This is a genomic window from Comamonas sp. Y33R10-2, assembly GCF_019355935.1.
In the GTDB taxonomy this organism is placed as follows: domain Bacteria; phylum Pseudomonadota; class Gammaproteobacteria; order Burkholderiales; family Burkholderiaceae_C; genus Comamonas.
This window is the reverse complement of sequence record NZ_CP079925.1, coordinates 388,382-414,146: the sequence shown is the minus strand read 5'-3', so window position 1 is coordinate 414,146 and position 25,765 is coordinate 388,382. Positions and strand designations below refer to the sequence as shown.

Here is a 25,765-nt window from a genome sequence, read left to right as displayed (position 1 = left end):
TCAATGGCCTCCGGTGCCCAGATAGGCTTCAATCACTTTTTCGTTCTTTTGCACTTCGGCAGGCGTGCCTTCGGCAATGGGTTTGCCGTAGTCCAGCACCGTCACCCGGTCACACAGGCCCATGACCAGTTTGACATCGTGCTCGATCAGCAAGATGGTGCGGTTGTCGTTACGAATACGGTCAATCAGCTCGCGCAGCTGCACCTTTTCGGTGGCATTCATGCCCGCGGCGGGCTCGTCTAAGGCAATCAGTTGCGGATCGGTAGCCAGTGCGCGGGCAATCTCTAACCTGCGCTGATCGCCATACGACAAGGTGCGGGCTTTGAAATCGGCATATTTGCCAATACCCACATAGTCAAGCAACTCACGCGAACGTGCGCGAATCGCAGCTTCTTCCGCCTTGAAGCCCTTGGTGCGAAACACCGCCCCCAGCAAGCCAGAATGCGTGCGCACATGGCGGCCCACCATCACGTTCTCTAATGCCGTCATTTCGGCAAACAGGCGAATATTTTGAAAGGTGCGGGCGATACCTGCTCTAGCCACCTTGTGCACCGCTGTAGGCTCATAGGGCTTGCCCGCCAGCACAAACTTGCCGGTATCAGGCGTATACAAGCCGGTAATCACGTTGAAAAAAGTCGTCTTACCTGCGCCATTGGGGCCAATCAGGCCATAGACCTGCCCCCGCTCTATCTTCATATTGACGCCGGACAGCGCCTGCAAGCCGCCAAAGCGCTTGGAGATGTCCGAGACGTTGAGGACCGTGGAAGTCGTGCTCTCTGCCATATCAGTTCACATTCCTTGTCTGCTCTGTCATCAGGACGCATGGTCCAAGTTTTTGGCTCGATCTGGCGTGGGCCACAGACCACGCGGGCGCATCAGCATGATGATGATCATGGCCGACGCAATCAGCAACTGGCGCAGGATGGAAGCATCAAGCCGCCCGCCTGTCATTTCTTGCAGCGGGCCGGCCACATAGCGCAGCGCCTCGGGCAAGACCGACAGCAGCACGGCTCCCAAAATCACGCCGGGGATATGACCCAAGCCACCCAGCACGACCATGGCGACGATCATGACGGACTCCATCAAGCTAAACGACTCTGGCGAGACGAAGCCTTGAAAAGCGCCAAACATGGCCCCGGCCACACCGCCAAACGATGCGCCCATGCCAAAGGCTAGCAGCTTCATATTGCGCACATTGATGCCCATGGCCTTGGCGGCAATTTCGTCTTCACGAATGGCCATCCAAGCGCGGCCAATGCGCGAGTCTTGCAGGCGGTAGCAAATCAGCACCGTTAACAGCACCAGTACCAAAAACAGGTAGTAGTACATGGTGACGGAGGCCACATCAAAGCCAAAAAACTCGTGCCGCTTGGCGAGATCAAAACCAAAGACCTTGACCGAGTCAATCTGACCAATGCCTTTGGGTCCGTTGGTGATGTTGACGGGCTGGTCCAGGTTGTTCATCAAAATGCGGATGATTTCGCCAAAGCCCAGCGTCACGATGGCTAAATAGTCCCCTCGCAGCCGCAGCACAGGAAGCCCTAAAAGCACCCCCGCACAAGCTGCGATCAGCATCCCCAGCGGAATCACCAGCCAGATGGAGGTATGCAGCCCATCCGGGAACATGGCGGCAAAGCCCTCAAACGTCTCGGCCAAATGAGGCGACGCCATCAGCGCAAACATATAGGCGCCTACGGCATAGAAAGCCACATAGCCCAAGTCCAGCAGACCGGCGTAGCCCACCACGATGTTCAGACCCAGCGCCAGCATCACGTAAAGCAGGGCCAGATCCGCGATACGCACCCAAGCGTTGCCAAAATATTGCAGGATGAAAGGCAGCACCAGCAGGCCAATACCGCCCAGAACCCAGTGAAGAATTTTGTTGTTTTTCATGGGTAATCCTCAGGCTCTATCCGCCACACGCTCACCTAGCAGGCCCGAGGGGCGCAGCGTCAAGATGATGATGAGGACGATGAAGGCAAAGATGTCTGTGTACTGGCTACCCAGAACTCCGCCCGTCAGATCTCCGATGTAGCCCGAACCAATCGACTCGATCAAGCCCAGCAGCAAGCCGCCAACCACCGCGCCGGCCAAGTTACCAATGCCGCCAAACACCGCTGCAGTGAAGGCTTTCAAACCGGGCAAAAAGCCCATGGTGTGGTGTGCCGTGCCATAGTTCGATGCATACAAAATGCCCGCAATGGCCGCCAACACCGCACCGATGATGAAGGTTGCTGAGATCACCATGTCTGGCTTGACGCCCATCAGCGAAGCAACACGTGGGTTCTCGGCCGTGGCGCGCATGGCGCGGCCCAGCTTTGTGTAGTTGACCAAGTACATCAGGGTGGCCAGTGCCAAAGCCGTGACCACAAGCACCAAAATTTGCGTAGGCGTAATCACAGCCGAGCCAATTTCATAAGGTGTGGAAGGCATCAGTGTGGGATAAGCCTTGTAATTAGGCTTCCAGATGATCATGGCCAGCGTCTGCAGCAAGATCGAGACACCAATCGCCGTAATCAGCGGCGCAAGGCGCGGGCTGCTGCGCAGCGGCCGATAGGCGACTTTTTCGATCACAAAGTTCAGAGACGCAGCCACCACACAGGCAATGATGGCTGAGATTAAAAGCATGAGCCAGCCCGGCAGGTAGGGCATAGCCTCTTGCATCAAGCCTATACAGCTCCAACTCGTTAAAGCACCCACCATCAGCACTTCACCGTGGGCGAAGTTAATCAGCTGAATAATGCCGTACACCATGGTGTAGCCCAAGGCTATCAAGGCGTACATGCTGCCCAGAACCAGACCATTGATGATCTGCTGCAGCAAAATATCCATAAGCGCGCTCCCCTCTCTCGACCCAGACGGAGACATGCGTGTCTCTCATCCCAAACGACGGAGCCAGCGATGCCATGGTTCCTCTTTTACAGTCCGCCGCTTTGTGAGTGACTTGTCGCAAAAGAGTGCATGAATTCTAGGGAGCAGTTTTCATGCCAAAGGGTCGGGGTTTCCCGCGGCATCGCCTTTTTATGTTGCAGCGCAAAAAATTGATCGTTAAGTCAACTTCAATAAATACAAACACTTAGTCACTAAACCACGACAGAAATAGCGACAAACGCTAAAAATATCAGCAAGATCGCCGCATTCCACTAGTACCCATCTAGCAACACTAAGCAAATGTGCTGCGCACAGTGCTTGACTTAGTTACTGCCAAGGCATCGGTCCTTATTCCGGCTCCCGCGACTGCTTGGCGGCACGCGCCGCCTCATTGAGCTCGCGCAGCTGCTCCAGCTTTTGGCCGATCTTAATTTCCAATCCCCGCGCCACGGGCTGGTAAAAGCCGGGCTCTTCCATACCCTCTGGCAAATAACTCTCGCCCGCGGCAAAGCCGCCTTCTTCACTGTGCGCGTATCGGTAGTCTTTGCCATAGTCCAGCTGCTTCATCAGCTTGGTCGGTGCGTTGCGCAAATGCAGAGGCACAGCGCGCGTAGCGTCAGCCTTCACAAAGGCCTTGGCTTTGTTGTAAGCCATATAGCCCGCATTGCTCTTGGGGGCCACAGCCAAGTAAATAACGGCCTGCGCCAGCGCCAGCTCACCCTCGGGGCTGCCTAGCCGCTCATAGGTGGCGGCGGCATCGTTGCACATCTGCATGGCTCGGGGGTCGGCCAAACCAATGTCTTCCCAAGCCATGCGCACAATGCGGCGCGACAGATATTTGGGATCAGCACCACCATCGAGCATGCGAGTGAACCAATACAGTGCAGCATCCGGGTCAGAGCCGCGCACGGATTTATGCAGCGCGCTGATGGTGTCGTAGAACTGCTCGCCACCTTTGTCATAGCGGCGCATGCGCTCGCCCAACACTTTGAGCAGCCACTCATCGCTAATCATTGCCACCTTGGCCTGCTCAGCCGTAATGGCAAGGGTCTCCAGCGTGTTCAGCAAGCGGCGGGCATCGCCATCCGCGTAAGCAATCAATCGATCAATTGCTTCATTTTCGATAGCTGGTAGTGCTTGTATTGACTGGGCCTTGGCCACTATTTGCTTTAAATCTGCCTCAGTGAGCGACTGCAGCACATAGACGGCAGCGCGCGAGAGCAAGGCCGAATTGACCTCAAACGACGGGTTCTCCGTCGTCGCGCCGATGAAGGTGAACAGGCCGCTTTCCACATGGGGCAAAAACGCATCTTGCTGGCTTTTGTTGAAGCGGTGCACCTCGTCGACAAACACGATGGTGCGCTGCTGCATCAGCCCGTCGCGTGCGGATTGCGCCTGCTCCACCGCCTCGCGGATGTCTTTGACACCGCCCAACACGGCACTGATCGAGATGAACTGCGCATCAAACGAGTCGGCCATCAAACGGGCGATGGTAGTTTTACCCACGCCCGGCGGGCCCCACAGAATGCAGCTGTGCGGGCGACCCGACTCAAAAGCCAAGCGTAGCGGCATTCCCTCGCCCAGCACTTGCTGCTGGCCAACCACCTCGCCCAGCGTGCGCGGGCGCAAGCGCTCTGCCAAAGGCTGATGGGAAGCGGCTGAGGTGTGAGAGTTGTTGTGCATAACCCCTCAAGTATCCAACGCACAGGCCTAGCACGCAGCAAAAGGGGGCTGCTTGCTTGTTTACGTCAGCTCGTAGCCAGCACTTACCCACGTTAACCTTTATTTCTTATCAGACTTTACCTTAAGAGAAAATAGTGGTTTAACGGATTAATTTCTCTATTTAACGAGGCCACCCCTCGCACAAATGGAGGTACTGCCCCTGCTCTGCCTGCCAAAAGCCAGGCTCCTCAGATTCGGCAGCGCGTTTAGATTCATTGCCCGCCCCACCACCTTGGGAAGGCAATGCCTGAGACTGATACGGCTACCTGCCGCCAGCCAGCACTCAATCGACAGCATCCGCATCTTTCCTTGATTCAAACTGACTCTGGGCGCGCTGCTGTGAGCGGCGTGCACCGGTCCCTATGCGTATGACAAAACTCAAGACGTGGGATATTTTTGCCCTCGGCTTCATGACCTTTGCCCTGTTCCTGGGCGCAGGCAACATCATCTTCCCGCCCATGGTCGGCATGGCTGCAGGCGACAACTTGGTAGGCGCATCGGCTGGCTTTTTGCTCACTGGCGTGGGCTTGCCCTTGCTGGGCGTTATTGCCGTAGCCCGCGTGGGTGGCGGTCTGGACACCTTGACTAGCCCCATGGGCCGCATTGCCGGCTTGGTACTGGCAGTCGCCATCTACCTGACCATTGGCCCCCTGTTTGCTACACCCCGCACCGCCACCGTCTCGTTTGAGATGGGCTTGGCACCCTTTGTGGGTAACACCCCCGGCATGCTGCTGGCCTTCACCATTGCCTACTTTGTAGCCGTGGCACTGCTGTCACTATTTCCCGGCAAGCTGATGGACAACGTAGGCAAGATCATCACCCCCGTGCTGATCTTGGCTCTGACGGTGCTCGGCGGCTCTGCCGTGCTGGCCCCTGTGGGCGGCTACAGCGTCAGCACTGAGGCTTATGCCAGCAGCACTGCTGCATTTGCCGAAGGCTTTTTGCAGGGCTACCAGACTATGGACGCTCTGGCCTCGCTGATCTTTGGCATCGTCATCGTCAACGCCATCAAGGCCGCGGGCGTTACGGACAGCAAACTGCACACGCGCTACTGCATCTACGCCGGCATCATTGCCGCCATTTGCCTAGGCTTGGTCTATGCATCGCTGATGTATCTGGGCGCGACCCATAGCGACTTGGCAGCCAATGCCACCACCGGCGTGCAAATTTTGACCGCCTTTGTGCAAAAAACTTTTGGCCCCGCCGGTCTGTGGCTGCTGGCCATCGTCATCATGCTGGCCTGCCTGACCACTGGTATTGGCTTGATCACCGCCTGCAGCAGCTTCTTCAGCGACCTCACAGGCATCTCTTACCGCACCATGGTCATTGCCTTGTCGGTCTTCAGCACCGCCGTTGCCAACCAAGGCCTGGCCCAACTGATTGCTGTGGCCGTGCCGGTGCTGGTGGGTCTGTACCCGCTTGCCATCGCTTTGATTGCGCTGGGTCTGCTGTGCCGCTGGAACCAGCCTTCACGCGTTTACATCCCCGTCATGCTGGTGGCTCTGGTCTTTGGCCTGTTTGATGCAGCCAAGGCCGCCAACTTCAACTCCCTCGTCCCCGCATGGCTGGACCACTTGCCCGGCGCTGCCATGGGCATGGGCTGGGTTGTCCCAGTCGTCTGTGTGCTGGTGATTGCTGGTGTGCTGGACTTTATGTCTGGCAGCAAGCAAAGCGCTCACACTCAGCAGGCTTGATTGCTATAAAAGTAGAAGCTACGAGTCATTGATTTACAAGGACTTCAGTCCATTTAAGTCATAAAAAAGGCCTGCAAATATTATTCTGCAGGCCTTTTCTTATGGAGGGGCCAGGCTTACTGCTTGAGCACATCCGCGCCCTTGGGCGCGACGAACTGGAAGGTCGAAGTGGGCAAAGAAGCCTGCGCCTGCAAAGACTTGAACTTCATCAGCGAGTTTTGGCCAAAGCTGTCTTCAATGCTCAAAGCCGCCAATTGTCCTTCGGGCGTAAAGCCAATGCGCACGCTTTTGAGCTGACCGCCCTTTTGCTTAGGCGCCGCCGACACCCATTCCATGCCATCGTCATTGGGCTCGTTGCTCAGCTCAAAGTCTGCCTTCAGCGCCTTCAAGTCCGTCGCCGAAGTCAAAATTGCCGCTGGCGTGCTACCCAGAGCCTGCGCCTGTGCGCGCTCTGTGACTTGATTGAGATCGGCGTCATACAGCCACAGCGTCTTGCCATCGGCAACGATCAGCTGCTCGAACGGTTTCACGTAGTTAAAGCGAAACTTGCCGGGGCGCTGAAATTCAAAGCTGCCGCTAGACACCTTGGCGCGCACTTCCTGCCCCTGCTTGGGTGGAGAGGTCACAGTTTGCGTGAACTCGGCCTTGCCAGCACGGGTGTTTTTCATAAAAGATTCAAGGCTTTTCAAGCCGTCAGCCAAGGCAGCGCCTGCACTACCTGCTATCAAAATTGCAGTCAAAAGACGTTTCATCTTTTCTCCAAAAATTTCTGTCTATCAGCTATGCATCCCCATCAGAGGGGCACCAAGCAACAGCCGCCTCGCAGCGAAGGTATCGCCCCCAACTACGCCCCTGAGAAGGGGAAGCCGCAAAGCAGTTCAGGAGGCGTCCCGGTTCGGAACTAATACGTCACGCTGCCCGCTGGATGTTAGCGAGCTAACCAGCCCAGCTTGCTCCATCTGCTCGAGCAAATTGGCAGAGCGGTTGTAGCCAATGCGCAGTTTGCGCTGTACGTAAGAAATGCTGGCCTTGCGGTCTTTGAGCACAATTTCCACGGCTTGGTCATACAGCTCGTCTTTCTCGCCGCCACCGCCGCCGCCCTCACCGCTAGCATCCCCGTCGCCATCGACGGTTCCGCCTTCCAAAATGCCTTCGATATAGTCAGGCTCGCCCTGTTCTTTGAGGTAGTTCACCACGCGGTGTACTTCGTCGTCCGACACAAAAGCGCCGTGCACGCGAATAGGCTGGCCTGTGCCACTGGCCATGTAGAGCATGTCGCCCATGCCCAGCAAAGCTTCAGCACCCATCTGATCCAAAATCGTACGGCTGTCGATCTTGGAGCCCACGGAGAACGCAATACGCGTGGGAATGTTGGCCTTAATCAGGCCGGTGATCACATCCACGCTGGGGCGCTGGGTTGCCAAAATCAGGTGAATGCCAGCCGCACGCGCTTTTTGCGCCAAGCGAGCAATCAGCTCTTCAATTTTCTTGCCCACGACCATCATCAAGTCGGCCAGCTCGTCAATCACCACAACGATATGCGGCAGGCGCTGCAGCGGCTCGGGCTCCTCGGGCGTCAGGCTAAAGGGGTTGGGAATAGATTCCTCACGCGCCTTGGCATCATCAATTTTGGTGTTGTAGCCCGCCAGATTGCGCACGCCCATCTTGCTCATCAGCTTGTAGCGGCGCTCCATCTCGGCCACGCACCAGTTCAGGCCGTTAGCCGCCTGCTTCATATCCGTCACTACGGGGCACAGCAGGTGGGGAATGCCTTCGTAGACCGACATTTCCAGCATTTTGGGGTCGATCATCAGCAGGCGCACATCCCGTGCCTCAGCCTTGTAGAGCAGAGACAAAATCATGGCGTTGATACCGACCGACTTACCGGATCCAGTCGTACCCGCCACCAACACGTGAGGCATCTTGGCCAGATCGGCCACTACGGGGTTGCCCACAATGTCTTTGCCCAAGCCCATGGTCAGCATGCTCTTAGCATCGTGATAGACCTGCGAGCCCAGCACTTCAGACAGACGAATCGAGTGGCGCTTGGCGTTAGGCAACTCCAGCGCCATGAAGTTTTTGCCGGGAATTGTTTCGATCACGCGAATCGACACCAGGGACAGCGAACGCGCCAAATCCTTGGCCAGATTGACGATCTGCGAGCCCTTGACGCCCGTGGCAGGCTCAATTTCATACCGAGTGATGACTGGGCCGGGCATTGCTGCGACCACGCGCACATCCACACCAAAGTCTTTCAGGCGCTTTTCAATCAGGCGGCTGGTCATCTCCAGCGTTTCCGCAGAAACCGACTCCTGACGCTGCGGCGCTTCATCGAGCAAATCGACCTGCGGCAGCTTGCTGTCGGGGTGATCGGTGAACAGCGGCTTTTGGCGCTCCTTGACCACGCGGGCGCTGGGCTGGGCAGCTTCTTGCAGCACAGGCTCAATGATTTGCACCGGCTGATGCACAGGTATGCTGATTTCAGCGTCCATGCGGTCGAAGACGACTTCCTCGCGCTCACGGGCGGCTTTTTTACCGACCGAAACGTCCTTGGCAATCTCGCGGCGCTCGCGGCCAAACTGCACCAGTCCATCCAAACGAGAACCCAAAGCTTCGGCCAGCGAGCCCCATGAGAAGCCAAACACCATGGCCGCGCCCAGTACAAACAGGCAAATGCCAATCAGGCCCGAGCCTGCAAAGCCCAGCCATTTGAGGCTATTAAAGCCCACCATATAACCAAATACGCCGCCAGCCGGGCCGGGCAACATGTTCTCGAAGCGGTAAAGGCGCGTCCACTCCAAGGCGCAACTGGCCACCATCAAGATGGCCAAGCCGCCCCAGAACAAAAAGCGGCGACGCCACAGCGGCATCAGCGCCAAGGGCGAGCCATCTTTGTTCATACCGCCACGCATCCAGCGCACCAGCGATGTAATCCAAGTCTGTAAAGCCGCCAGCCCCAACCACCAGGTGGAGATACCAAAACCGAAATAGCAGGCATCAGCCAGCCAAGCGCCAACACGGCCCATCCAGTTTTCAACAAATGCTTTTTGCCCAGTTCCTGAAGTGGACCAGGCGGGATCCTGCGGCGAATAGGTCAGCATGGCAGTGAGCCAAAAAACCAAAGCCAGCAGGCCAATCAACAGCAAAACCTCCTGGCTAAAGCGAATCACGCCATAGCGCGGCGTACTCGCCCGGGATTTGGATTTACTGGAAGAAGACGCCTTCGAGGCGTTCAGTGTGTATGTCATACGCAGCCGTTAGCTTACCTTAGCACTCTATCTACGCAATTGATTCAGCTAAGGCGATTGAGTAGCCTAATGCAAGCACATGCAACAAAGCACTCTAATAGTGCACGCAAGCGGTTTTTAATTATCATTTTTAACAATTGCAGTGATTAAAAACCGCTGCACGCGCAGGCCTTGTGACGGAGCGATACTCCCACACATCCTATTAATTCTTCCATGACTGCGCGCCGGTTGTCGGCTTGCTTATTTTCAGAATCACGCTTCATGTCCATCACCAAACACGCTCAAGTTCTCATCCTAGGCTCCGGCCCTGCCGGCTACACAGCTGCCGTGTACGCGGCTCGCGCTAACCTCAACCCACTGCTGATCACCGGCATGGCCCAAGGTGGCCAGCTGATGACCACCACTGAAGTGGACAACTGGCCAGCCGATGTGATGGGCGTAGAAGGCCCAGCTTTGATGCAGCGTTTTCAAGAGCATGCAGAGCGCTTTAAGACTGAGATCGTGTTTGATCACATCAACAAGGTCGATTTCTCCAAGCGCCCCTTCACCTTGACAGGCGACAGCGGCACTTACACCTGCGACTCGCTGATCATCGCCACTGGCGCATCGGCCAAGTATCTGGGCCTGCCCTCTGAAGAAGCCTTCATGGGCCGCGGCGTCTCGGCCTGCGCCACTTGCGATGGTTTCTTCTACCGCGAGCAGCCCGTGTGCGTCATCGGCGGCGGCAACACCGCTGTAGAAGAGGCTCTGTACCTGTCCAACATCGCCAGCAAAGTCACCTTGGTGCACCGCCGCGACAAGTTCAAGGCCGAGCCCATCCTTGTGGACAAGCTGATGGCCAAGGTCAAAGAAGGCAAGATTGAACTCAAAACCTTCTTTACCCTTGATGAAGTTCTAGGCGATCAGTCTGGCGTGAATGGCATCCGCATCAAGAGCACCGAAGACGGCCATACAGAAGAGATTGCCCTGCAAGGCGCCTTTATCGCAATTGGCCACCACCCCAATACCGATATTTTCCAAGGTCAGTTGGAGCTGGAAAACGGCTACATCGTCACACAAGGCGGCCTCAAGGGCTTTGCCACGCAAACCAGTGTCCCCGGTGTATTTGCCGCTGGCGACTGTCAAGACCATGTGTACCGCCAAGCCATCACCAGTGCCGGCACAGGCTGCATGGCAGCACTGGATGCACAGCGCTTCTTGGAGCAAGAGTCCTAATTAGCAGCTAACGCTGCATTAGCAACTCTCGCAAAAGCCCTTGAGCTTGGCCTTCTTTGGCCAGCCTCAGGGGTTTTTTATTGAAAACGCTATAATCGAAGACTTTGCTGAATTCTCGGTAGTACAGATCAAGCGCTTCTTTGCGCTTTTTTATGTTTGTGCCATCAGGACTTCCGCAATCGGGCTACCGCCACCCATTACAAACTGGCGAGGTGAGGTTGTCGGCAACCTTCTGCGCAATGCAGAGTGGCAGCGCTGACAGCCGATTCAACTATCGGAGTGTCCAAATGGCACGCGTATGTGAAGTTACGGGCAAGAAGCCCATGGTGGGCAACAATGTTTCCCACGCAAACAACAAGACCAAGCGTCGTTTCCTGCCTAACCTGCAGCATCGTCGTTTCTGGGTCGAAACAGAAAACCGTTGGGTGCGCCTGCGCGTTTCCAGCGCTGCTCTGCGTTTGATCGACAAGAACGGCATCGACTCCGTGCTCGCAGATATGCGCGCCCGTGGCCAAGCTTAATTTCCACTAAGGAGAATCAACATGGCTTCCAAAGGCGGACGCGAAAAGATCAAGCTGGCTTCTACTGCTGGCACAGGTCACTTCTACACCACAACTAAGAACAAGAAGACGATGCCTGAAAAGATGTCGATCATCAAGTTCGACCCCAAGGCTCGCAAGCATGTCGAGTACAAGGAAACCAAGCTGAAGTAATTCAGCCGTTTCTTGAAAAAACCGCCTCACGCAAGTGCAGGCGGTTTTTTTATGCTCGGGCGCGTTCAAATGCGCGGGCTCTGCCCCAATTGCAGACAGGCCATGCGACCCAACCCCTGCATCGCCCGCTCCATCAAGGCGTCAACCTCATGCGTGCAAGCCAGCCGCATGCAATGTTCGTAACGCCCCGAGTTAGAGAACATGCTGCCCGGCGCAATTCGGATACCCTGCCTCAAAGCGGAAGTAAACAGGTCTGAAGTACGCATTTCGGCAGGAAACTCCAACCATAAACACAAGCCACCGGCAGGCAGACTCATGCGTGTGCCTATGGGAAAGTATCTGGCTACCAGTCTGGCCATAGCTTCACGCTGCCTTTTGAGTTGCTGCCTGAGCTTTTCCAGACTGCGCTGATGCGTCGGTGACCCCAGCACCTCAGCGACCACCAACTGCCCAAGGGTCTGGGTGTTGCGGCTTTGAGCGAATTTGAGCATCTGCACCCGGCCATGCCACTGACCGGCATTCATCCAGCCCTGACGCAGACCCGGGGCCAAGCTTTTGTTAAACGCCTGGCAATAAATCACATTACCCGAAGCGCTGTCCCAGGCCTTAAGCGGCCGCGGCAACTGACTGCCCTCCAGAAACAGCCCATAGGAGTCATCTTCAATCAGCGCCGCACCATGGGCTGCACACAGTGCAACCAATCTGGCTTTGTGTTCGTCGGGCATGCGTGCGCCCAGCGGCATCTGCAGCTCTGGCACCACCACTACAGCTTTGAGCCGCGGCTGGGTCTGAAAGGCCAGTTCCAGCGCCTCAATCGACATACCTGTTCGCGGGCTGCAGGGTATCTCCAGCGTTTTGAGCTGTAGCGACTCCACCACCTGCAGCAGCCCGTAATAGGTGGGCGACTCTACGGCCACCATGTCGCCAGGCGAAGCCACTGCCGCGAGCGCCAAACTCACCCCTTCAGAGTTACCCGTCGTCGCCAGCACATCAGCCGGCGCCACTCGAATGCCAGAGGCCAGAGCACGCCGAGCCATAGCCTGCTGAAACAAGGGGTGGTTGCCCTGATTGGCCAGCAAGGAGCGTCCTTGCGAGAGCAGAGTCGGATGCTCCCGCAGCAATTTGGTGACGGTCTTGTTCAGATAGTGGTGATCAAACAGGGCTGCAGGCGGCGTGCAGCCGCCTATATCCATATAGACCTCGGCCTGGCGTCCGCACTCCAGCAGCAGGGAAATATGCTCATTGATCCCCACGAAGTGCGCATGCGGATTGGGCGCCACAGGCTGGCTGAGATCTGGCTCGCTGGTCAAAGGAATGCGCGCAGCAGCAGACTCGCGCACAAAGTAGCCCACACGCGGCCTTGCCTCTAGGCAGCCCTGCGCTTCTAAAAATCGCAGCACCTGCAATGCAGTCGAAAGGCTGACGCCATGCAGCGCCATCAACTCGCGCACCGATGGCATGCGCTCGCCAGGGCATAAAGCCCCCATCTCTATGGCCGCGCTGTAGTGGGCTGCCAGCCGCTGATAAAGCGGCCCAGGCACCTCACTTGCTAGATCATCGACCGGTGGGGAATCAGGGTTGGAGGAAGTCAGCATGGGGCAAAAGCAAACGACTGGAAGGGAATCATGCCAGCAAGCCCTGTTCTGCAACAGATACAGACAATCGGAAAATATACCGAAACAGATGAACTGCAATCTGCACTGCTATGGCAATCCAACGCTTTGCTGTGTCTGTTCTGAAATACCGCTCTTATCTACGCTTGAAGGCCTGAATCACAGACCTCAAGCTACCATGCATCAACCCGACCTGACCCCAAAAATACACAGACTCTGCGGCGGACTAGCGCTGTCGCTGCAGCTTGAGCAAGGCTGCGAACTGTTCTGCCAACAGGGCCCGCTTCGCCTGGCCATTAGTCCGCTAGATTTCAGTGATCATCATTTCAGCCAGATCTTAGAGTTGCATACCGGGCAAAGTTGGCGCTGCCCTAGCAACACCTGGGTGCAACTAAGCGCAGTGGGCAAAACCGCTTCAGTTCAAAGCCTTCAAGTCCACAAAGAGCAAAGCCGCCTGCAAACCAACATGGATTCAGAACGGCTGCAAGGAACAAAAGCTGGTAGGCCAGCCGTGGCCAGAATCTGGCAACAGCTGTTCAAACTCCACCTCAGGCGTGGACAGCGCGAAGTTTCATAGAAAATTCTTTCAGCGCAGCAATACCACTGGCCTCGGCACGCTGACACCACGTCTGCAGCTGACTGGTTAACTGCTCACGACTGAGCGAAGTATTCAGCCACAGCTGACGTAACTCTTCACGCATGATCAGCATCTGGTCAATCACCGGATGAGCGGCACGCGCCTGCGCCAGCTGGCCCTGGGCACGCTCAGGCACCTTCTCTGCATCGCGATGCAGCCAGCGCTGAGCCCCCTTGAGCAAAGAGACTTCTGACTTTTGCGCCTGCTTTTGCTTGAGCAAGTCCAGTTCATGCTGAACCGCAGAGCGCACGCCACGCGCATAGCGAGCCATGACTTCGTAGCGGTTGGCAATGATGGCTTCCAGCGTCAACTCATCCGCCACCGGCTTGACCACCCCCATGCGCAGGCGCGGCGGTGTCTTCTTGACCTTGGCCCAGCCTAGCTTTTGCAGGATGCTGATATAGAGCCAGCCAATATCAAACTCATAGGGTTTGACAGAGAACTTGGCTGACGTTGGGTAGGTGTGGTGGTTGTTATGCAGCTCTTCGCCACCAATGATGATGCCCCAGGGCGACAGATTGGTGGAGGCATCGCTGGCCTCGTAATTGCGATAGCCCCAGAAGTGGCCAAGGCCATTGACCACGCCCGCCGCCCAAAACGGAATCCAGACCATTTGCACGGCCCAGATACTCAGGCCGATGACGCCAAACAGCGCCACGTTGAGAATCAGCATCAGCGTGGGGCCCCAAACTGAATGTTTGGAGTACAGATTGCGCTCCAGCCAGTCATCAGGAGTGCCGTGGCCAAACCTCTTGATGGTTTCTGCGTTACTAGCTTCGCTGCGGTACAGCTCGGCACCTTCGCGCATCACCTTGCCAAGGCCTCGCGTCTGGGGACTATGCGGATCATCGGTGGTCTCGCACTTGGCATGGTGCTTGCGGTGAATGGCAACCCATTCCTTGGTCACCATGCCCGTCCCCAGCCACAGCCAAAAACGAAAGAAGTGCGAAGGAACAGGCCCCAAGTCAAGCGAGCGGTGCGCCTGACTGCGGTGCAGAAAAATCGTGACGCCCGCAATCGTGAAGTGGGTGGTGATCAGCGCGTACAGCAGCAACTGCCACCAAGACAAATCCCACAGGCCATTGGCCATCCATTCCACGACAACTGACCAGAGCAAACCGATATCCAACGACATAAGTATCAAAGCCTTCGGCAAAAAACCATGCCCACATGGAAAGCACGGTCGTGCAATTTTAGGCGCGCAGCTTAGAAGCCTACTGCTGATACCCCGACAGCGGATACCGGATTTGCACTCAGCTTAGGCCTTCTTCACCCAGACGGCGGCAAAAAAGCCGTCTGTGTGGTGACGGTGTGGCCACAGGCGCAGGTAGCGCTTGCCGTCCTCACCACCGCTGCACAGTTTGTCGCCGTCAACCACCTTGATTTGCTCGAGCACATCAGCAGCATTGAGCAACTCAAACTCAGGGTGAGCAGCACTGAAGGCTTCGGCAATGGCTTCGTTTTCCTGCGGCAAGATGGAGCAAGTCGCGTAAATCAGGCGGCCGCCGGCCTTAACCAGACGAGCGCTGCTTTCCAAAATTGCGGCTTGCTTGACTGTCAGCTCTTCCACGGCCTTGGGGCTTTGACGCCACTTCAGATCGGGGTTGCGGCGCAAGGTGCCCAAGCCCGAGCAAGGCGCATCGACCAGCACGCGGTCAATCTTGCCAGCCAAGCGCTTGACGCGCTCATCGCGCTCATGAGCAATCGCTGCGGGATGCACATTAGACAGACCAGAGCGCGCCAGACGCGGCTTGAGCGCATCCAGACGGTGGCCCGACACGTCAAACGCGTAGAGGCGTCCGGTGTTGCGCATGGAAGCGCCAATGGCCAGCGTCTTGCCGCCAGCGCCGGCGCAAAAGTCCACCACCATCTCGCCGCGCTTGGCGTCCAGCATTAGCGCCAGCAGTTGCGAGCCTTCGTCTTGCACCTCAATGGCGCCTCGATTGAAGGCATCCACCTTGGCCAGCGCAGGCTTGCCATCGATACGCAGGCCCAAAGGCGAGAACGGTGTGGGTTTAGCCTTGATGCCGGCTTTTTCCAGTTCTTTGCGCACTTCAGCGGGCTTGTCGTTCAAAGCGTTGACGCGCAAGTCCAGCGGCGCCGCCTTTTCCATGCTCTCGGTCAAGGCCCAGAATTCGTCACCCACCTGCGCCTTAAGCGGCTCAACCATCCACTCTGGGAGGTTGTGGCGGTGCGACTCCATCAGCTCATCGGGCTTGATGTTGTCGCAGGCGTCCAGCCACTTGAGTTCTTGAGGCGTCAGCGCAGCCTTGATAAAGGTCTCACTGTCTAGGCCGTCCTTGTTCTTGACGTTGCCTTGCTTTTTGCCCTGCTCACGCAGCACAGCAGAAAATCCGAGAATGGCCAGACGGCGCTCACGCGGGCCGCTGCCGGAATGGGCCAAGCCTTCAAACAACAGCTTCTTGCGCAGAACGGTGTAAGTAGTTTCGGCCAAAGTGGCGCGTTCACGCGGACCGAGGTAACGGTTTTCGCGGAAAAAGTAAGACACCACGGAGTCAGCCGCGTGTTCAAAAGTCATGGCGCGCTTGACTAGTTCAGCGCAAGCGTCGAGAAGCTGTTTGGGATGCATAACCCCAATTGTCCCACTGTCCCCCTAGCCTTGGCTTGCGCTAGAAATCTATGACGCCCAAGCGGCAGCTCAGATTCATAGTAAAAACACGCTCTAGTCCTTTTGAGCAATGGACTTCTAGCTCATCTTTTTAAATCCATCATGTCCGATCACAATCTGCCGCCCCTCATCACCACACCGCCCGGCCTGTACGAGCATTACAAAGGTATGCCCTACGAGGTGATTGACACTGTGCGCCACAGCGAAACGTTAGAGCCTATGACGCTGTACCGCGCCCTGTATGGCGAGCGCGGCCTGTGGGTGCGCCCTGCCGCCATGTTCAATGAGACCGTGGTGATTGATGGCGTGGAGCGGCCGCGCTTTCGCCGCATTGTCGAATAAAGCACTGAGCTGAAGAACCAGGGTAGTGATTGCAAACTGCAATCACCTACAGTGGGCGCATGCACACTCAACAGGGATGCCATGTTTGAAATTTGGGAGCAAGGTATTGACTGGCTGCGCGGCAGCGCCCCGCTGCAGATGCAGGCCTACGCGCTGGTCGTGGGCACACTGTATTTCCTGAGCTTTTGGCTGATTGACCATTTAGGCTCCCACTTCATGGTGCGCTGGCTGCCCAACACCACGGCCTCTGCGCACTTTCGACCCAATATTCTGAGCCTGCTGCGACGCATGCTGCTGCTGTGCTCCACCATGGTGCTGATGGCGCTGGACTATGCGCCCATGTTGTTTCCCTACCTGCCCCCCGCTCTGCAGCAATTACCGCTGACGTTCTGGTCCGTGCCTATGGGGATGCTGGTGGTCGCCGTCTGGCTGGGGCTGGAGGTCTGGATTTTTGGTCGCTTGCTGCCCACCCACCTCTCGCCGTCCGTGGTTGATTTCGTGCGCATGTCGGCCCAGTCCAAGCAGACCTTGATCAGCACGCCTGCCTATGGCGCGCTCTCCGCCCGCGTCAACCATGTGCTCTATCTGCTGGCCTATGCGCACTTGATGATGTTGATTTATGGCTACCGCTCAGATTGAGCGCCAAAATAACTTCAAGTCACCGCCAAACAATGGCTTGCAGCTATCAGTTCTTGAGCAAATTCAGCACCGCACGGGGGTAAATGATGTGTTCCTGCACCAGCACCCGTGCCGCCAGCATGTCCGCCGTGTCACCAGGCAACACTGGCACCACGGCCTGATCGAGGATGGGGCCCACATCCAGCTCGGCCGTGACACGGTGCACCGTGACACCGGCAAACTTGCAGCCCGCATCAATAGCGCGCTGGTGCGTGTGCAGACCCGTGAAGGCCGGCAACAGCGAGGGGTGGATATTGATGAGACGGCTTTCGTAATGCGCCACAAAGCCGGGGGTGAGAATGCGCATAAAACCGGCCAGCACCACCAAATCTGGCGCATGGCGGTCAATCACCTGCATCAGCTCGGCATCAAAGGCATCCCGGCTGTCAAACTGCTTGTGATCCAGCACCTCGGTGGCGATGCCGTTGTCGCGTGCAAAACCTAAACCTTTGGCATCAGCCTTGTTGCTGACCACGGCTGCAACCCGGGCGTTGTACTGCTTTGCCCATTTTTGCTGCTGGGATGCACGCACAATGGCGGCCATATTCGAGCCGCCGCCCGAGATCAGGATCACGATGTTTTTCATGGGCGGCGATTGTCGCATTGACGGGCTTAGCCTTGGTAATTGCCCGCCGTACCCGTGCGCCGCTCTAAGACTTTGAAGGAGACAACCACATGGCTTTTGACCCACGCAATATCCCCCTCACCCCCATTGAAGCTCGCGTTTTAGCCACGCTGATGGAAAAAGCCCGCACCGTGCCGGACAGCTATCCGCTCACACTCAACAGCCTCATCACCGGCTGCAACCAAAAATCCAGCCGCGACCCGGTGATGGAAGTCAGCGAAGGCGAAGCCCAGGAAGCTCTAGACAGCCTGCGCCTGAAAACACTGAGTGTGCAGATCAGCGGCTCCCGCACCACCCGCTACGAGCACAACTTTCCCCGCGGCATCGGCGTGCCCGACCAATCTGCCGTGCTGCTGGCCTTGTTGACACTGCGCGGGCCACAGACTGCGGGCGAGCTGCGCATCAACTCCGAACGCTGGCACCGCTTTGCCGACATCTCCTCGGTCGAAGCGTTTCTGGATGAACTGCGCGAGCGCAGCGATGAAAAAGGCGGCCCGCTGGTCGTACAACTACCCCGTGCGCCCGGCGCTCGCGAGCAGCGCTGGGCTCATCTGCTCTGCGGCCCGGTCGATATCACAGCTCTGCAAAGCGCTCAAAGCACGGCTAGCGCCAGCACGGGCGGCAGCAACGCGTCCGCCCTGCAGCAACGCGTAGATACGCTGGAAGCCGAAGTGGCGCAGCTGCGCGCCACCGTGCAAATGCTGTGCGAATCGCTGGGCGTGGAGCCGCCAGCGACTCAGACAGTGCCAGCTGAATAAGCCGCAGAATTGAAATTGATAGCTGCTTGCGCTTACCAGATAAGCGCAATCGACCTGTTTCACTAAAAACGCTAGCCAGCAAGTGCTTAAAACTGGCGCGGTCATGAAAGAGACAGCCAGCAAGCGCCGCCTCGCAGCGAGGGCGTCGTCCCCCTTGGGGGAGGCGGCGCAGCCGCTCAGGGGGAACCCTTCCGTGTCACAGCCCGGACAGCCAGAAAAAGAACGTGCGTGCTACAAAACATCCAGAATTTCTGGAGACACCGCATGGACTTGGCATTCACCCCTGAAGAACAGGTATTTCGCGAGGAGGTCCGCACTTGGGTGCGAGCTAACTTGCCCGAAGACATTGCGCACAAGGTACGCAACGACCTAGAACTGACGCGTGACGACATGCAGCGCTGGGCCAAAATTCTGGGCAAAAAAGGCTGGCTGGGCTACGGCTGGCCCACCGAATTTGGCGGCCCCGGCTGGTCGGCCGTGCAAAAGCACTTGTTCGAGGAAGAATGCGCGATGGCCTGCACGCCGCGCATCGTGCCTTTTGGCCCGGTGATGGTGGCGCCCGTCATCATGGCCTATGGCTCGCCAGAGCAGCAAAAACGCTTTTTGCCCGGCATTGCCAGCGGCGAAGTCTGGTGGAGCCAAGGCTACTCTGAGCCAGGGTCTGGCTCGGACTTGGCCAGCGTCAAAACCCGTGCCGAGCGCGTGGGAGACCACTACATCGTCAACGGCCAAAAGACTTGGACGACGCTGGGCCAGTACGGCGAATGGATCTTTTGCTTGGTGCGCACCAGCAACGAAGGCAAACCGCAGACCGGCATCAGCTTCTTGCTGATCGACATGAAATCCCCCGGCGTGACCGTGCGCCCCATCAAGCTGCTGGACGGCTCTGTCGAAGTCAACGAAGTCTTCTTTGACAACGTGCAAGTGCCTGCCGACCAACTTATCGGTGAAGAAAACAAGGGCTGGACCTACGCCAAGCACCTGCTAAGCCACGAGCGCACCAATATTGCGGACGTCAACCGCGCCAAGCGCGAGCTGGAACGCGTCAAGCGTATTGCCAAGGCCGAGGGTGTGTGGGAAGAACCGAGATTTCGCGACCAGATCGCCCTGCTAGAGATTGATGTCATTGCGCTGGAGATGCTGGTGCTGCGCGTGCTCTCGGCCATGAAATCGGGCAAGAACCCACTCGATATTGCTGGTCTGCTCAAGATCAAGGGCAGCGAGATTCAGCAGCGCTATGCCGAGCTAATGATGCTGGCCGCCGGGCCCTACTCTCTGCCCTATGTGCAAGAGGCGATGGAGGCGGGCTATCAAGGCAACTTCCCCGGCGGCGCGCTCAGCAACGCTCCTCTGGCAGCGACTTATTTCAATATGCGTAAGACGACCATTTACGGCGGCTCGAACGAAGTTCAACGAAACATCGTCGCGCAGACAGTTCTTGGCTAAAGGCCGCAGGAGACAAATATGGACTTCGATTTTTCTGACGACCAGCAACAACTGCGTGACGCCGTGGCCCGCTGGGTCGACAAGGGCTACAGCTTCGAGCGCCGCCAGAGCATCGCCAAACAAGGCGGCTTCTCGCGCGAGGCCTGGAACGAATTGGCCGAGCTGGGCCTGACAGCTCTCACCGTGCCCGAGCAATACGGTGGTCTGGGTCAGGGTGCGGCTGATGTAATGGTGGTGATGGAAGAACTAGGCCGCGGCCTGGTGATGGAGCCACTGGCGCAGGCTTTTGTGGCATCCACCCTGCTTAGCCAATTTGGCAGCGAAGCCATCAAGCAACACTGGCTGCCCCAGATTGCTACGGGCGAGAAACTTGTCGTGCTCGCATCTCAGGAGCGCAAAGCGCGCTACCGTATTGATGTTTGCGATGCAAAAGCAAGCAAAACTGCCAGTGGTTACGCGGTAGATGCTACAAAAAACATAGTTCTTGCAGGTGACAAAGCCGATGCCTTCATCGTGCCAGCCCAGCTGGACGGCAAGATTGCACTCTTCCTCGTCGAAAACGGCGCAACTGGGGTCACTACCACCGGCTACGCCACGCAAGATGAGGCCCGCGCGGCCGATCTGGTCTGCAAGGCAGCGCCCGCCACACTGATCACCAGCAACGGCCTCGCCGCACTCACGCTGGCGCAGGACGTGGCCAATGCCGCCCTCTGCGCCGAAGGTGTGGGGGTGATGGAGCAGACACTCAAGCTCACCACCGAGTACATGAACCAGCGCAAGCAGTTCGGCGTGGCCATCTCCAGCTTTCAGGCCCTGCGCCACCGCGTGGCCGATATGAAAATGCAGCTGGAGATGGCCCGCTCCATGAGCTATTACAGCACCCTCAAGCTAAGCGCTCCGGCCGAAGAGCGCCATCTGGCCATTGCACGCGCCAAGGTTCAGCTGGGCCAGTCCATGCGCTACGTGGGTCAGCAGTCCGTGCAACTGCATGGAGGCATCGGCGTGACGGATGAATACATAGGTAGCCACTACTTCAAACGCCTCACGCAGATGGAGATGACGGGCGGCGACACCTTGCATCATCTGGGCACTGTTAGCACTCATATGCAAGAAAGCGCTGGAGTGTTCGCATAAACACCACCCAAAACTGCACAAGACGCTAGAAATAACGACTAAGCAACAGCGTAATTAAGCGATATTTATTTTTCGCCGCTTAAGAGCGAGGCCAAGAAAAAGCCCTGCGACCACGCTTCGCAGGGCTGGTTCGGCCTCAGCTTTGATGAAATGCTCAGGATTTACAATCCGCTAAATACAGACAACCGATCCATGGCAATTATTGAGGCTAAAACGGCAGCCCCTAAAAGCACAAAATAACAAATAAAAGAAAAGTAAAGCCAATAAAATTGGCACGATTTTCACAAAACACTTATAATGGTCGGCGTTGCAAAATAATTCCAACAAGTTTTACTGCAACGCCAGCTAGAAGATAAAAATCCTCCCGCTAAATTTTTCCGCGAAACCTATCGCGCCGTTGGCTGTCGAGCAGCAGCCAAACGAGTTATCGACAGCTCATGCAAGCTTTTCAAGCTGCGCTCTGATTGAATTAGATTCCACTCTCTCCTATTTCCATGGGCAAGTACTTCGTTACGCCCTCAGCACACAAGACACATTGCGGTCGCTTTCAAGCCTCCTTCGCACTTCAGCGCACACAGAAAAACAGCAGCTACTGCCGTGTTTTCCGCTTTGACAAAACATTTGCCACGACCGAAGCAGCAAAAATTTATGCTGTGACTCAAGGCTGGCTGCAGGCATCAATGCCGCCCTCAACATGTTGAGCCTCTAACAAGCGCTTAACTTCATCTGGTTGCTACGGACCACAATCCTCACAGCCAACTCCAAACGATGCGTCAATTTTTGACGCATCATTAAAAAGGCTTCTACCATGAGCACAAAAATCTACGTTGGCAACCTGCCTTATTCCGTGAACGACGCCATTCTGAAAAGCAATTTTTCTGAATTTGGAAGCGTTGCCTCCGCCAAGATCATGATGGATCGCGAGACCGGTCGCTCTAAAGGCTTTGCGTTTGTAGAAATGGGATCTGCAGAAGAGGCACAAGCTGCTATTACTGCATTGAACGGCATGTCCGTTGACGGACGCGCAATCGTCGTCAACCTTGCGAAACCTCGCGAAGAAGGCCGTAGCTCCGGCGGCGCTCGCGAATTCCGCTCCAGCTCGCGCTCCAATGTTGGCTATGGCAACGATGGCTATGGCGGCGGCTCCAGCTACTAATCTAGCGACGACCAATAGAGAAACGCCTCACAATGAGAGGCGTTTTTTTACGTCTAGAATTTTGCTCCAAAAAACAGGCTTTTCGTATGTTGGACGACTGCAATAGGTCAATCTTGAGCTGTATCCTCAAACAACATGAGAGCAGTACATCGGGTATGGTTAACGGTGTAAACCATAAAAAAGGAATTTAAAGATGCCAAAGCCAAATTACCAATTCGAAAAACGTCAACGCGAGTTAGAAAAAAAGAAAAAAAAGGCCGAGAAGGCAGAGCGAAAAATTACTGCTCCTGAAGGCGCTGCGCCAGAAGTAGCACCTGAAGCCCTGCAAGAAAATAAGTAACGCAGAGTAAGAGGTGATGCCGCCGTGGTGCAAGTAAACACGATGACAACGCGCTATAAAAAAATAAAGGCCTGAATTCATTATTCAGGCCTTTATTTTTTGCTTAAGAACCGTTTCAGGTCATCAAATAATCTGTTGGCTTGAGCGCTAGCGGCACCTGCGGGTCGCCCAGCGACTGGCTCACACTGATTTCGATGCCTCGGCACATGGCGTCCAGAGCCAAATCATTGCTCTCCATGCCAAAGGGCTCCTCGATTTCATCGCCCAAAGCATCCAGACCATAGAAGGTATAGGCCACGATGCCTACGACAAAGGGCGTCATAAAGCTTGTGAGATCCACCAAACCAAAAGGCAGCAAAAAACAGTACAGGTGAGCCGTGCGGTGCAGCAGCAAGGTATAGGAAAAAGGAATCGGCGTGTTATGTATACGCTCGCAAGAGGCAGCGGCAGATGTCATCCCGCTGAGAGTCTTATCCACCGCCACGACCAAACAAGGGTCAATCAACTTGTCCTTGAGACACTGGCCAAGGTCTTGACCTATGGCCAACACAATGGCTTCAGTGCGCTGACTCAAAGGCAATAGCTTGAGCTTCTGCCACTCTTCATCAGTCAGCCATTGCTGGGCGGCGGTATCGTCTTTCAGACCACGCAGCTGAGCGCGCAAAGCATGGGCAAAAGCGGCAGCGCGGTGCACCATTCGCACGCGCACATCGCTATCTCGCTGGCGTGGGTCAATGGGGGCATCGATTTGAATCAAGCTCTGGCATTGACGCGACAAGGTGCGCGCATAAATGACGACCTCGCCCCAGAGCTTGCGCCCTTCCCAGTAGCGGGAATAGGCAGTGTTATTACGAAAACCCAGAAAAATCGCCAAAGGCAGACCGATCAACGTAAACGGAATCGGCGTAATGGGGATTTTGGTGTGAAACAAGGTGCCATGGGCCACCGTCACGATGATGGCCAGCACAATGTTGACGGCCAACACACCCCGGATACGTTGTAAAACCGAGCCCCGGACAATCCAGAACAACCTGAAGCTCGATGGGCGATCTCTGACGATCATGAAAACCTAGACAGGTAGAAACCCCGATTCAATCACAAGCCGCCATCACTTTCAGCCTGCACTGCAAACTCCCACTATCTTGCTCAACTGCGCCAGCGCGATCCACGCGGTACATGCGCGACGAGAAACTCCATCTGGTCGGCCAGAATACGGCGGTTTCTCAGAATGAAGTCTTCCCACAACGTGGGGGTGTAAGGCGTGTAGAGCAACGGCATACGTGCTTGCTCTGGGGTTCTTGCACCTTTGCGGTGATTGCAAGAGCGGCAAGCGGTGACCAAATTCATCCACGTATTTTGGCCGCCAGCGCTGACGGGAAGAATATGCTCGCGCGTCAACTCACTTTCATGGAAGTGACGTCCGCAATAGGCGCAAACACAATGGTCACGTGAAAACAGCTTGCCATTGGTCAGCCCCGGCTGCAGAGCGTGCGGGTTGATGCTCGGCATGCCCTTGGTGCCGATGATGGAGTTGATGTGAATGACGGACTGCTTGCCGGTCACCGCATTGTGGCCACCGTGAAAACAGGCGATTTCGACACCGGCTTCCCAGCGCACATCTTCAGCTGCATAGTGCAGCGCCGCTTGCTCCAGCGTTACCCAGGACTGCGGCAGCCCCTGGGCTGTCAGCTTCAAGACTTTCACAACCAGCCTCCAGTCAGTCAACAAGACCACAGAAAACGGCAGAGCGTCTTGGCGCTCTTTTGCAGCCTTCTTGGCTGCATGTATGAAGGCAATATACTCTGAAACAATGTCAAATAGACGGCTTGCGCCGCATGCATAGGCGCTAGCTGCTACAAATAACAAAGCAGCCCATGAAGATTTTTCGCGGTTTCAATCATCCCGGCCTGGCCCCTGCCTGCGCCGTGACTATTGGCAATTTTGATGGCGTGCACCGGGGACATCAGGCCATGCTTGGTCTGCTCAAGGCAGAAGCGGCGCAGCGCGGTATACCTAGTTGCGCTATGACTTTTGAGCCGCACCCGCGCGACTATTTTGCGCAAAAGCTGGGCAAGCCCGAGCTGGCTCCAGCCCGCGTTGGCACGCTGCGCGACAAGCTCGACCAGCTTGAAGTCTGCGGCGTAGATCAAGTCATCATCTTGCCCTTCAACGCAAAGCTGGCCAACCAAAGCCCTGAAGACTTTATTCAAGATGTACTGATCTCCGGCCTAGGCGCCAAGTACGTGCTGGTGGGCGACGACTTTCGCTTTGGTGCCAAACGCGCTGGCGACTACACCATGCTGGACAACGCAGGCCAAGCGCTGGGCTTTGATGTAGCCCGCATGAATAGCTACGAAGTGCACGGCCTGCGCGTATCAAGCACTGCCGTGCGCGAAGCGCTGGCTGCTGGAGATATGCAGCAGGCCGCAAAGCTGCTGGGCCACCCCTACCGCATCTCAGGCCATGTGGTGCATGGCCGCAAGTTGGGCCGCAAGTTGGCAGAAACAAAAGACGGGGCCGATGACGGCTTTCGCACCCTGAACCTGCGCTTTGACCACTGGAAGCCCGCCGCCAGCGGCATCTTTGCCGTGCTGGTGCATGGCCTCAGTGACACACCGTTGCAAGGGGTGGCGAACCTGGGTGTGCGCCCCTCACTAGACCCTAATGACGTCAACGGCGGCCGGGTGCTGCTGGAGACCCACTGCTTCGATTGGCCTGCACAGCTAGGTGGAGAAGGTGCCTACGGTAAAATCATCCGCGTGGAACTTCTGCACAAACTGCACGACGAGTTGAAGTATGACAGTCTCGATGCCCTGACGGCCGGCATCGCCAAGGACTGCGATGACGCGCACGCGTTTTTTGCATCTGCCCACACGCCCTCTCATACTTCTGCACACACAGAAACTCGTCGCCAAACCACGCGCGACCGAATTTGACGCTCGCT

The 25,765-nt window shown here is 56.5% G+C and carries 26 protein-coding genes; 14 read left to right on the top strand and 12 right to left on the bottom strand.

Annotation, left to right across the window (positions count from 1 at the left end; translation table 11 throughout):
• From KUF54_RS01775 to KUF54_RS01760, 4 genes are all read right to left on the bottom strand, one after another.
• Positions 1-783, bottom strand: a complete 783-nt coding sequence (locus tag KUF54_RS01775; RefSeq protein ID WP_219344708.1) for an ABC transporter ATP-binding protein — start codon at positions 781-783, stop codon at positions 1-3.
• Between the two features lie 30 nt (positions 784-813).
• Positions 814-1,893 carry an ABC transporter ATP-binding protein gene (locus KUF54_RS01770; RefSeq protein WP_219344706.1) on the bottom strand — a complete coding sequence of 360 codons (1,080 nt, stop codon included), beginning with the start codon at positions 1,891-1,893 and terminating at the stop codon, positions 814-816.
• Positions 1,894-1,902: 9 nt separating this feature from the next.
• Complete coding sequence (locus KUF54_RS01765) at positions 1,903-2,832, bottom strand: branched-chain amino acid ABC transporter permease (protein WP_219344704.1); 930 nt, start codon at positions 2,830-2,832, stop codon at positions 1,903-1,905.
• A gap of 387 nt (positions 2,833-3,219) precedes the next feature.
• The gene (locus KUF54_RS01760) at positions 3,220-4,554 is read right to left on the bottom strand and encodes a replication-associated recombination protein A (protein WP_219344702.1); all 1,335 of its coding nucleotides are present in this window, start codon (positions 4,552-4,554) and stop codon (positions 3,220-3,222) included.
• A 401-nt stretch (positions 4,555-4,955) separates the two neighbouring features.
• Between KUF54_RS01760 and brnQ the strand changes: the two genes are divergently transcribed.
• Entirely contained in the window at positions 4,956-6,287 is a 1,332-nt protein-coding gene (gene brnQ / locus KUF54_RS01755; protein WP_255576222.1) for a branched-chain amino acid transport system II carrier protein, read from the top strand.
• A 116-nt stretch (positions 6,288-6,403) separates the two neighbouring features.
• Here brnQ and lolA read toward each other — a convergent pair whose 3' ends face one another.
• Both lolA and KUF54_RS01745 read right to left on the bottom strand, forming a co-directional pair.
• Positions 6,404-7,039, bottom strand: a complete 636-nt coding sequence (lolA, locus tag KUF54_RS01750; protein ID WP_219344701.1) for an outer membrane lipoprotein chaperone LolA — start codon at positions 7,037-7,039, stop codon at positions 6,404-6,406.
• Positions 7,040-7,165: 126 nt separating this feature from the next.
• Positions 7,166-9,535, bottom strand: a complete 2,370-nt coding sequence (locus KUF54_RS01745; protein ID WP_219344699.1) for a DNA translocase FtsK — start codon at positions 9,533-9,535, stop codon at positions 7,166-7,168.
• Positions 9,536-9,796: 261 nt separating this feature from the next.
• Here KUF54_RS01745 and trxB point away from each other — a divergent pair, with 261 nt between their 5' ends.
• From trxB to rpmG, 3 genes are all read left to right on the top strand, one after another.
• Entirely contained in the window at positions 9,797-10,750 is a 954-nt protein-coding gene (gene trxB, locus KUF54_RS01740) for a thioredoxin-disulfide reductase (RefSeq protein WP_219344697.1), read from the top strand.
• Positions 10,751-11,037: 287 nt separating this feature from the next.
• A complete protein-coding gene (gene rpmB, locus KUF54_RS01735) occupies positions 11,038-11,271 on the top strand; it encodes a 50S ribosomal protein L28 (RefSeq protein ID WP_219344695.1) in 234 nt (77 codons plus the stop codon).
• A 21-nt stretch (positions 11,272-11,292) separates the two neighbouring features.
• Positions 11,293-11,463 carry a 50S ribosomal protein L33 gene (gene rpmG, locus KUF54_RS01730; RefSeq protein ID WP_054067538.1) on the top strand — a complete coding sequence of 57 codons (171 nt, stop codon included), beginning with the start codon at positions 11,293-11,295 and terminating at the stop codon, positions 11,461-11,463.
• 65 nt (positions 11,464-11,528) lie between these two features.
• On the opposite strand, the gene KUF54_RS01725 is transcribed toward rpmG, so the two are convergent.
• Positions 11,529-13,058, bottom strand: coding sequence for a PLP-dependent aminotransferase family protein (locus tag KUF54_RS01725; RefSeq protein WP_219344693.1), 1,530 nt, complete (start codon positions 13,056-13,058; stop codon positions 11,529-11,531).
• Positions 13,059-13,254: 196 nt separating this feature from the next.
• On the opposite strand from KUF54_RS01725, the gene KUF54_RS01720 reads away from it, so the two are divergent.
• Positions 13,255-13,653 carry a hypothetical protein gene (locus tag KUF54_RS01720; protein ID WP_219344691.1) on the top strand — a complete coding sequence of 133 codons (399 nt, stop codon included), beginning with the start codon at positions 13,255-13,257 and terminating at the stop codon, positions 13,651-13,653.
• Here the strand turns inward: KUF54_RS01720 and KUF54_RS01715 are convergent.
• A complete protein-coding gene (locus KUF54_RS01715) occupies positions 13,625-14,848 on the bottom strand; it encodes a fatty acid desaturase (protein WP_219344689.1) in 1,224 nt (407 codons plus the stop codon). The two genes, KUF54_RS01720 and KUF54_RS01715, sit on opposite strands and share 29 nt — an antisense overlap.
• Positions 14,849-14,971: 123 nt before the next feature.
• Positions 14,972-16,303 carry an RsmB/NOP family class I SAM-dependent RNA methyltransferase gene (locus KUF54_RS01710; protein ID WP_219344687.1) on the bottom strand — a complete coding sequence of 444 codons (1,332 nt, stop codon included), beginning with the start codon at positions 16,301-16,303 and terminating at the stop codon, positions 14,972-14,974.
• Positions 16,304-16,444: 141 nt separating this feature from the next.
• On the opposite strand from KUF54_RS01710, the gene KUF54_RS01705 reads away from it, so the two are divergent.
• A complete protein-coding gene (locus tag KUF54_RS01705) occupies positions 16,445-16,684 on the top strand; it encodes a DUF1653 domain-containing protein (RefSeq protein ID WP_219344685.1) in 240 nt (79 codons plus the stop codon).
• A gap of 81 nt (positions 16,685-16,765) precedes the next feature.
• Positions 16,766-17,323, top strand: a complete 558-nt coding sequence (locus KUF54_RS01700; protein ID WP_219344683.1) for a hypothetical protein — start codon at positions 16,766-16,768, stop codon at positions 17,321-17,323.
• Between the two features lie 46 nt (positions 17,324-17,369).
• On the opposite strand, the gene purN is transcribed toward KUF54_RS01700, so the two are convergent.
• Positions 17,370-17,948 carry a phosphoribosylglycinamide formyltransferase gene (purN, locus tag KUF54_RS01695; RefSeq protein WP_219344681.1) on the bottom strand — a complete coding sequence of 193 codons (579 nt, stop codon included), beginning with the start codon at positions 17,946-17,948 and terminating at the stop codon, positions 17,370-17,372.
• 89 nt (positions 17,949-18,037) lie between these two features.
• Here purN and KUF54_RS01690 point away from each other — a divergent pair, with 89 nt between their 5' ends.
• From KUF54_RS01690 to KUF54_RS01670, 6 genes are all read left to right on the top strand, one after another.
• Complete coding sequence (locus tag KUF54_RS01690; protein WP_219344680.1) at positions 18,038-18,745, top strand: YceH family protein; 708 nt, start codon at positions 18,038-18,040, stop codon at positions 18,743-18,745.
• Between the two features lie 264 nt (positions 18,746-19,009).
• Positions 19,010-20,191, top strand: coding sequence for an acyl-CoA dehydrogenase family protein (locus tag KUF54_RS01685; RefSeq protein WP_219344678.1), 1,182 nt, complete (start codon positions 19,010-19,012; stop codon positions 20,189-20,191).
• An 18-nt stretch (positions 20,192-20,209) separates the two neighbouring features.
• On the top strand, positions 20,210-21,325 hold the full coding sequence (locus KUF54_RS01680) for an acyl-CoA dehydrogenase family protein (protein ID WP_219344676.1): 1,116 nt from the start codon (positions 20,210-20,212) through the stop codon (positions 21,323-21,325).
• Between the two features lie 494 nt (positions 21,326-21,819).
• Entirely contained in the window at positions 21,820-22,026 is a 207-nt protein-coding gene (locus KUF54_RS17515; RefSeq protein WP_370627568.1) for a hypothetical protein, read from the top strand.
• A 107-nt stretch (positions 22,027-22,133) separates the two neighbouring features.
• Positions 22,134-22,481, top strand: a complete 348-nt coding sequence (locus KUF54_RS01675) for an RNA-binding protein (protein WP_219344674.1) — start codon at positions 22,134-22,136, stop codon at positions 22,479-22,481.
• 193 nt (positions 22,482-22,674) lie between these two features.
• Entirely contained in the window at positions 22,675-22,821 is a 147-nt protein-coding gene (locus KUF54_RS01670; protein ID WP_219344672.1) for a hypothetical protein, read from the top strand.
• A 115-nt stretch (positions 22,822-22,936) separates the two neighbouring features.
• Here KUF54_RS01670 and KUF54_RS01665 read toward each other — a convergent pair whose 3' ends face one another.
• Positions 22,937-23,884 carry a bestrophin family protein gene (locus KUF54_RS01665; RefSeq protein WP_219344670.1) on the bottom strand — a complete coding sequence of 316 codons (948 nt, stop codon included), beginning with the start codon at positions 23,882-23,884 and terminating at the stop codon, positions 22,937-22,939.
• A gap of 83 nt (positions 23,885-23,967) precedes the next feature.
• The gene (locus KUF54_RS01660; protein WP_219344668.1) at positions 23,968-24,525 is read right to left on the bottom strand and encodes an HNH endonuclease; all 558 of its coding nucleotides are present in this window, start codon (positions 24,523-24,525) and stop codon (positions 23,968-23,970) included.
• A gap of 170 nt (positions 24,526-24,695) precedes the next feature.
• On the opposite strand from KUF54_RS01660, the gene KUF54_RS01655 reads away from it, so the two are divergent.
• Entirely contained in the window at positions 24,696-25,757 is a 1,062-nt protein-coding gene (locus KUF54_RS01655) for a bifunctional riboflavin kinase/FAD synthetase (protein WP_219344666.1), read from the top strand.
• The last annotated feature ends 8 nt before the right edge of the window (positions 25,758-25,765 follow it).